Here is an 8,422-nt window from a genome sequence, read left to right as displayed (position 1 = left end):
CGATCATCTGCGGATAGACGTTGAAGCCGCCGGAGATGATCATGTCCTTCTTGCGATCGACCAGATAGAAGAAGCCGTCCTCGTCCATGTAGCCGATGTCGCCGGTGAGGAAGCGATCGCCAACGAAGGATTCGGCGCTTTCCTGCGCCCGGTTCCAGTAGCCCCTGGTGACGTTCGGTCCCTTGATGCGGATCTCGCCGGTCTCGCCGGTGCCGAGCACCCTGGTGGGATCGTCGAGCGACACGACGTCAAGCTCGATCCCCGGCATCATCAGACCGATGGAGCCCGGCTTGTCGAGGCCACCCGGCGGATGGCTGGTGCCCGGCGAGCACGTCTCGGTCATCCCCCAGCCGCTCTTCAGCTTGAGGCCGGTCTTGCGTTCGAACAGGCGCGCGACTTCATCCGGCAGCGGCGCGCCGCCGGAGCCCGCTGAGATCAGCGACGACAGATCGCGGCTTTCAAGAGACGGATCAGCGGCAATGGCGATCCACATGGTGGGCACGCCGGGAAAGATCGTGGCCTTCTTCGTCTCGATGTCGTCGAGCACGCGGGTGACATCGAAACGCTGATGCAGCGAAATAGTGTCGCCGAGGCTGATGCGGCCGAGCAGGATCACGGTCAGCGCATAGATATGAAACAGCGGCAGCACGCAGATGACGCGTTCAACCTGGTTGCGCGCGGCACGTGCCGGTGAACCCCACAGATTATAGATCGACACGGCCGAGGTCAGATTGCCGTGGCTGAGCATCGCGCCCTTCGGCAGGCCGGTGGTGCCGCCGGTATATTGCAGCAGCGCGACGTCATCCGCTGAAATCTCCGGCCACTGCGCCGGCGGCGTCGCGCCCGCGGTGAAATTGCGGAATGTGACGATGGCGGGATTTTCCGGCAGCGGCAGTTGCGGATTGTTCACCGCGCCCCAGTCGTCGTCCTCGCAGACAATCACCCTGTCGAGCAGGCCCTTGTCGAGAAACTTGAGCGCCATAGGCAGCAGCGTCGCGAGATTGCTGGTGACCAGCACGCGGGCGCCGGAATCGCGCAACTTGTGCGACAGCGCGATCTCGCCGTCGAGCGGCGACAGATGCACCAGCCGCGCGCCGGCCTTGAGGCCGCCGAAGAAATGGACGGGATGATCCGGCGTGTTGCCGAGGAAGATGCCGATGGTCGAGCCGCGGCCGTAGCCGGCGCGCATCAAGGCGGCGGCGACGATATCGACACGCGCCTGCAGATCGTTGAACGAGATCGGCTGGTCGCGGAATTCGATGGCGGTGCGGTCGCCATATTTTGCGACGGAGTCGGCAAGCAGGCCCGGCAAAGACCCACGCGCGATCGGCGCGTCCCATGTGACGCCCGGTGGGTAGTGCTGCTCGCCGGGATGGGTCATGGACGATGGACCTGCAATGATAGTAGCCGCTGCGCGTAATATCCCTCCCCCTTGTGGGGAGGGTCGGCCGAGCGACGTCGATGCGCAGCATCGACGGAAGCGGAGGCCGGGGTGGGGGTGCCACAAGCTCTGAGTGCGGGGCTACCCCCACCCGACCGACCTTCGGTCGGCCACCCTCCCCACAAGGGGGAGGGAAAAGAGCAGTGAGCGCTCCCGGCCATCTCAGCCCTTCGCCAGCGACGCGAAGGTCTTGCCTTCATCCGCCAGCTTCTTCAGCAGCGCAGCCGGCTCCAGCGAGGGATCGTTGGTCTGCTTGGCGTAGAACTGCAGACGCTCGGCGATCTGCTTGAGACCGACCTGATCGGCGTAGAACATCGGGCCGCCGCGATAGATCGGCCAGCCATAGCCATAGAGCCAAATCACGTCGATATCGCTCGGACGCGACGCCACCTTCTCCTCGAGGATGCGGGCACCCTCGTTGATCATCGGATACATCATGCGCTCCAGGATTTCCTGATCGCTGACGGCCCGACGGGTCAGGCCCAGGCTGCGGCAGGTGTCGTCGATGAGCTTCTCGACGTCCGGATCCGGCACCGGCGCGCGGGAGCCGGCATCATACTTGTAGTAGCCCTTGCCGGTCTTCTGGCCGAAGCGGCCGGCTTCGCAGAGCGCGTCGGCGATCGGCGAGGTGATGCCGCGATCCTTGCGGGAGCGCCAGCCGATATCGAGGCCGGCGAGATCGCCCATGGCGAACGGACCCATGGGCATGCCGAACTTGGTGACGACGGCATCGACCTGCTGCGGCAGCGCGCCTTCGAACAACAGCTTCTCGGACTGCTTGGAGCGGGCCGCCAGCATGCGGTTACCGACAAAGCCGTCGGAGACACCCACCACGGCCGGGACCTTGGCGATCTTGCGTGCGACAGCAACAGCCGTCACCAGCGCATCAGGAGCGGTCTTGTCGGCGCGAACGATTTCGCACAGTTTCATGACATTGGCCGGCGAGAAGAAGTGCATGCCGAGCACGTCTTGCGGACGCTTGGTGACGGCTGCGATCTCGTCGATGTTCAGATAGGAGGTGTTGCTGGCAAGGATGGCGCCCGGCTTGGCGTATTTGTCCAGTGCGGTGAACACTTCCTTCTTGATGGCCATGGTTTCGAACACGGCTTCGATCACCAGGTCGACGTCCTTGACGTTCTCAAGACCAACGACACCGTTGATCAGCGCCATGCGCTTGGCCGGCGCATCGGCAGGAATGCCGCCGCGCGCTGCGGTCGCCTCGTAATTCTTCTGCATGATGCCGAGGCCGCGCTTGAGCTGCTCCTCGCCGGTCTCGATCAGCGTGACGGGAATACCGGCATTGGCGAAGGACATCGCGATACCGCCGCCCATGGTGCCGGCGCCGATGATGGCGACGCGCTCGACCGGACGCGGCTTGACGCCTTCCGGCACGTTCTGGACCTTGGCGGCTTCGCGCTCGGAGAAGAACGCATAACGCTGCGCCTTCGACTGGTCGTCGGCGACCAGCTTGAGGAACATCTCGCGCTCCTTCTTGAGCGCTTCGTCGAACGGCACGTCGAGCGTCCAGCTCACCGCCTCGGCGCACGCCAGCGGCGCGTTCATGCCGCGGTTCTTCTTGTTGGCGGCGGCGGCAGCGTTGGTGAAGATCGTGCGATCGGCGCGGGCGGCAGCGAGCTTGGAATCGTCGTTGCGCAGCAGGCGCAGCGGACGCTTCTCGGCGATGACCTTGCGCGCGAAAGCTTCAGCGCCAGACGCCGGGCCTTCGACGATCTCCTCGATCAGGCCATTCTTCAAGGCTTCGGAAGCGCTGATCGGATCGCCGGTGACGACCATCTTGACGCCGAGCTCCGGACCCACCGCGCGCGGCAGGCGCTGCGTGCCGCCGGCACCCGGCAACAGGCCAAGCTTGACCTCAGGCAGGCCAAGCTTGGCTTCCTTTGTGGCCACGCGGAAGTGACAGCCGAGCGTGAGCTCGAGGCCGCCGCCGAGCGCAGTGCCGTGAATGGCAGCAATTACCGGCTTGGAACAATTCTCGATTTCCGCAATGACTTCGCTCAATCCGGGCGACTGCGGCGGCTTGCCGAATTCGGTGATGTCGGCACCGGCAACAAAGGTACGGCCTGCGCACGCGATGACGATCGCCTTCACAGCAGGATCGGCTGCAGCAGCTTTGACATTTTCAAAAATGCCGCGGCGAACCGCCGCACTCAATGCATTCACAGGCGGAGAGTTGATCGTGACGATGGCGACTTCATCATGACGCTCAAGCTTTACAACATCGCTCACGGCATTCTCCTTGGCTACGTTTACCGGTCTGATTTTCTTAGTTTCGCACTGCGAAATTTAATTCCACATCTTGACACGGAGGGTTATTTTGAAGAGCGTCCCTTGTCAACGAGGGCGGCACAGCAATCGTATGAAACTGACAAAAGCAAATTTTGGGAAGCATGAAACGTCCAGCGAAGAATGTGGCGACAGATCGCAATTTCGTCGTCGCACTGGCCCGCGGCCTGGATGTGTTGCGTGCATTTCGCCCCAATGACGGACTTCTCGGCAATCAGGAGATTGCTGCCCGCACCAAACTGCCGAAGCCAACCATTTCGCGATTGACTTATACGCTTACGAAGTTGGGCTACCTTACACCCGTGCCACGCTTCGAGAAGTATCAACTCGCGCCAGCAGCTATGGCCCTGGGGTATGCTGCACTTGCGAACCTGGGCGTTAAACATCTCTCGGAATCGTTTCGCGACGAATTGATGCGGCAGACCGGCGGTGCCTGCGCGGTCGGCGCGCGCGATCGCCTGAGCATGATCTATTTCGGACAGAGCCGTTCCAGTCTCACCGTCGGCGTTCAACTCGACGTCGGCTCGCGCATTCCCATTGCAACCACAGCGATGGGCCGCGCCTATTTCTGGGCATTGCCCCCGGAAGAGCGTGCCCAATTATTGCGCGAATTTCGCGAGCACTACGGACATCGCTGGTCGAAGATGCGCGACGGACTTGAACGTGCGGGCGAAATGGTCGCGCGCCACGGCTTTGTCATCTCGGCTGGCGAGTGGCAGGACGACGTGCACGCGGCCGGTGTTGCGATGACACTGAATGACGGCACCGGCCCCTATGCCTTTAACTGCGGCGCGCCGGCGTTTCGCTTCACGGAAGAGCGGCTGCTCAACGATATTGGACCTCGCTTATTGGCGATGGTAAGGAACATCGAAGCGGCGCTCGGGGGAGCAGCTGCGCCACAATCCAAAAAACTCGACAGCAAGAAAATCAGATCAGGAGGGAAAGTTGCACGCATTGTTGAAGGGCTCTGACCGCCTTCATCGTCGTGACCTGCGGAACACTTCGCCGCAGCCGACGATCGAGGGGCGCCGCACATGACGCAAGCACAACTCGCGGAGCGCGCACCTGTCACATCGACGGCGCCGCTGCTTTCGGTGCGCGACGTCAGCGTCGTGTTCGGTGGCATCATCGCGTTGAACGGCGTCTCGTTCGACATGCAGAAGGGTCATATCCTCGGCCTCATCGGACCGAACGGCGCCGGCAAGACCACGCTGTTCAATTGCCTCAGCCGGCTCTACCAGCCAAGCAAGGGCGATATTCTGATGGAAGGTGAGACGATCCTGAAGCGCCCCGCGCACAAGATCTCCGAGATCGGCATCGGTCGCACCTTCCAGAACGTCGCATTGTTCCCCAAGCTCACTGTTCGGGACAACGTCCGCATCGGCAAGCATGCGCGCACCAACAGCGACATCATCAGCGACTCGCTGAAGCTGCCATGGGTTCGATCAGGAGAAGCTGCGATCAACAAGGACGTCAACGACATCCTTGATTATCTCGACCTCCATGGCGTTGCCGATACGATCGTCAGCGGATTGCCGTTCGGCACGCAGAAGCGCGTCGAGCTGGCGCGCGCGCTTGCCGCCGAGCCGAAGATCCTGCTGCTCGACGAGCCCGCAGGCGGTCTCAATCATGAGGAAGTCTACATCCTCGGCGACCTGATCCGCCGCATCCGCGACGATCGCGGTGTCACGGTTCTGCTGGTCGAGCATCACATGGGTCTCGTGATGTCGATCGCCGATCATGTCGTCGCACTGAATTTCGGCAAGAAGCTCGCTGAAGGCACCCCCGCTGCCGTCCAGAAAGACCCTGCTGTGATCAAGGCTTATCTGGGAGACAAAGACTCATGACCGCGATGCTTCACGTAAAAGACCTGCGTGCGTATTACGGCCAGGTCCAGGCGTTGCACGGCCTCGAATTCGAACTGCAGGAAGGCAGCCTGACCACCCTGCTCGGCGCCAATGGTGCCGGCAAGACCACCACGCTGCGCTCGATCTGCAACATGATCCGCTCCACCGGCTCGATCGAATTCGAGGGCAAGAAGCTCGGCAACCGGTCGACCGAAAGCATCGTGCGGCTGGGCATCGCCCATGTTCCGCAGGGCCGCGGCACCTTCACCACCATGACGGTGGAAGAAAACCTGCAGCTCGGCGCGATCAGCCGCAAGGACACCAAGGCGATCGGTGACGATATCGAGCGCATGTATGCCCACTTCCCGGTGCTCAAGCAGCGCCACACCCAGCAGGCCGGCACACTCTCCGGCGGTGAACAGCAGATGCTCGCGGTTGCCCGCGCACTGATGCTGCGTCCCCGCCTGATGCTGCTGGACGAGCCGTCCTTCGGCCTGGCGCCGTTGATCGTGCGGGATCTGTTCAAGATCCTCGGCAAGATCAACCGCGAGGACAAGGTCTCGATCCTGGTCGTCGAACAGAACGCACAGCTCGCGCTCGAACTCGCCGACAAGGCCTATGTCATCGAAACAGGACGCATCGTGATGTCCGGCACTGCCGACGAGATCGCGAACAATGAAGACGTCCGTAAATCGTATCTGGGATATTGAGGGGACGGCCATGGAACTCTTTACCAATCAAGTCCTGGCTGGCATCGCCACCGGCGCGATCTACGCCTGTATGGCGCTCGCGGTGGTGATGATCTACCAGGCGATCGACCACCTGAACTTCGCCCAGGGCGAAATGGCGATGTTCTCGACCTTCGTCGCCTGGCAGATGATGCAGTGGGGCATGCCCTATTGGGGCGCGTTCGCGCTCACCCTGGTGTTCTCCTTTGTCGGCGGCATCGTCATCGAGCGGGCTTTGTTCAAGCCCCTCGCCAACGCACCGGTGCTGACCCACGTCGCCGGATTCATCGCGCTGTTCGCCATCATCAACAGCGTCGCCGGCCTGACCTGGGACTTCACCATCAAGCAGTTCCCGTCGCCATTCGGCTCGTCGCCGTTCCTCGGCAGCCAGCTGATCTCCACGCATCAGGCCGGCATGATCGGCGTGACGCTGATCCTGCTGGTCCTGCTGTTCATCTTCTTCCGCTACACCCGCGTCGGTCTCGCCATGCGTGCGGCCGCCACTTTGCCTGAATCGGCACGGCTGGTCGGTATCAACACGTCATGGATGATCGCACTCGGCTGGGGCATGGCAGCCGCGATCGGTTCGATCGCCGGCATGCTGATCGCCCCGGTGGTGTTTCTTGAGCCCAACATGATGGGCGGCGTCCTGATCTACGGATTTGCCGCGGCCGTCGTCGGCGGTCTGACGAGCCCGCTCGGCGCCGTCATTGGCGGGTTCCTTGTCGGCGTCTTCGAGAACCTCGTCGGCACCTATATCCCGGGTGTCGGTAACGAGCTGAAGCTGCCCATCGCACTGGCGCTGATCATCACCGTGCTGGTGGTCAAGCCCAATGGCCTGTTCGGCCGTACCATCGTGAAGCGAGTTTGATCATGAGCACCGTTCAAGACGTCTCCACCGCTCCCGTGGTCGCCGCCGTTCCGAAAAAGGAAATGGCGCTCGGCCCGCTCGCGTCGCTGATCATCCTGGCGCTGCTCATCGTCACGCCGCTGTTCGTGAAGAACTTCATCATCTTCCAGATGACGATGTGGCTGATCTACGCCATCGCGGTTCTCGCACTGAACATCCTGACCGGCGCCAGTGGCCAGTTCTCGCTCGGCCAGAGCGCGTTCTACGCCCTCGGCGCCTATACGTCGGCAATCCTCATGGAACATGCCGGCGTCAACTACGCATTGACGCTCCCGGTGGCCGGTCTGGTCTGCTTCATCGCCGGCTTCCTGTTCGGCCTGCCGGCGCTTCGGCTCTCCGGCGTCTACCTCGCGCTGGCGACCTTCGCCCTCGCCGTGGCGATGCCGCAGCTCCTGAAGCTCGGCGTGTTCGAACACTGGACCGGCGGCGTGCAGGGCCTTGTCGTCACCAAGCCTGATGCACCGGAGATCCTGGCCTCGCTGGGTCTGAAGGTGTCGCAGGACATGTGGCTGTACTTCTTCACGCTCGTGGTTGCGATCGTGATCTACATCTTCTCGGTCAACCTGCTGAAATCGCGGTCGGGCCGGGCCATGATGGCGATCCGCGACAACGAAATCGCCGCCTCGGCGATGGGCGTGGACGTCTCGCTCTACAAGACGCTGGCCTTCGGCGTCAGCGCCGGCATCACCGGCGTTGCCGGCGGTCTCGGCGCCATCGCCGTGCAGTTCGTGGCGCCGGATGGCTACACCATCCAGCTCGCCATCGCACTGTTCCTGGGCATGGTCGTCGGCGGCGTCGGCTGGCTTCCCGGCTCGCTCGCCGGTGCGGCCTTCATCGTCTTCGTTCCGAATATTGCGGAACACGTCTCGAAGGGTCTGTCGGGCGCCGTGTTTGGCGTCATCCTGATCATCATCATCTTCCTGCTCCCGAACGGGGCCAGGCAACTCGCCTATTTGGCACAAAGCCTGATCGGCAAACTACGTAAAAACTGAGGACCTATGAACTGCAGTAACTTTCTGCGCACCGCCGCGCTCTCGAGCGCGGCGTTTGCGTTTCTCGCCTTCTCAACTTCCGCGAATGCCCAGAAGAAATACGACACCGGGGCGAGCGATACCGAGATCAAGATCGGCAACATCATTCCCTATAGCGGCCCTGCGTCGGCCTACGGCATCATCGGGAAGATGGAAGAAGC

The 8,422-nt window shown here is 62.3% G+C and carries 7 protein-coding genes and 1 pseudogene; 6 read left to right on the top strand and 2 right to left on the bottom strand.

The features are described from left to right. Positions 1-1,381 (bottom strand): dicarboxylate--CoA ligase PimA (pimA, locus tag ACEK02_RS16465; RefSeq protein ID WP_371422661.1); only part of this gene is annotated, 1,381 nt, incomplete at its 3' end. 222 nt (positions 1,382-1,603) lie between these two features. After that, the gene (locus tag ACEK02_RS16460; RefSeq protein ID WP_371422660.1) at positions 1,604-3,688 is read right to left on the bottom strand and encodes a 3-hydroxyacyl-CoA dehydrogenase NAD-binding domain-containing protein; all 2,085 of its coding nucleotides are present in this window, start codon (positions 3,686-3,688) and stop codon (positions 1,604-1,606) included. A gap of 161 nt (positions 3,689-3,849) precedes the next feature. Between ACEK02_RS16460 and ACEK02_RS16455 the strand changes: the two genes are divergently transcribed. From ACEK02_RS16455 to ACEK02_RS16430, 6 genes and pseudogenes are all read left to right on the top strand, one after another. Then, positions 3,850-4,716, top strand: coding sequence for an IclR family transcriptional regulator (locus tag ACEK02_RS16455; RefSeq protein WP_371422659.1), 867 nt, complete (start codon positions 3,850-3,852; stop codon positions 4,714-4,716). 63 nt (positions 4,717-4,779) lie between these two features. Beyond that, on the top strand, positions 4,780-5,592 hold the full coding sequence (locus ACEK02_RS16450) for an ABC transporter ATP-binding protein (protein WP_371422658.1): 813 nt from the start codon (positions 4,780-4,782) through the stop codon (positions 5,590-5,592). Beyond that, positions 5,589-6,302, top strand: coding sequence for an ABC transporter ATP-binding protein (locus tag ACEK02_RS16445; protein WP_149534034.1), 714 nt, complete (start codon positions 5,589-5,591; stop codon positions 6,300-6,302). The genes ACEK02_RS16450 and ACEK02_RS16445 overlap by 4 nt, the downstream gene beginning before the upstream one ends. Positions 6,303-6,312: 10 nt before the next feature. Then, positions 6,313-7,191 carry a branched-chain amino acid ABC transporter permease gene (locus ACEK02_RS16440; protein ID WP_371422657.1) on the top strand — a complete coding sequence of 293 codons (879 nt, stop codon included), beginning with the start codon at positions 6,313-6,315 and terminating at the stop codon, positions 7,189-7,191. Positions 7,192-7,193: 2 nt separating this feature from the next. Then, positions 7,194-8,222 carry a branched-chain amino acid ABC transporter permease gene (locus tag ACEK02_RS16435; RefSeq protein WP_371422656.1) on the top strand — a complete coding sequence of 343 codons (1,029 nt, stop codon included), beginning with the start codon at positions 7,194-7,196 and terminating at the stop codon, positions 8,220-8,222. Positions 8,223-8,228: 6 nt separating this feature from the next. Then, positions 8,229-8,422, top strand: a pseudogene (locus tag ACEK02_RS16430) (branched-chain amino acid ABC transporter substrate-binding protein); the annotation flags it as partial.

The sequence above is a fragment of the Tardiphaga sp. genome, assembly GCF_041424195.1.
Lineage (GTDB): Bacteria > Pseudomonadota > Alphaproteobacteria > Rhizobiales > Xanthobacteraceae > Tardiphaga.
This window is presented reverse-complemented; position numbering and strand designations above follow the sequence as displayed.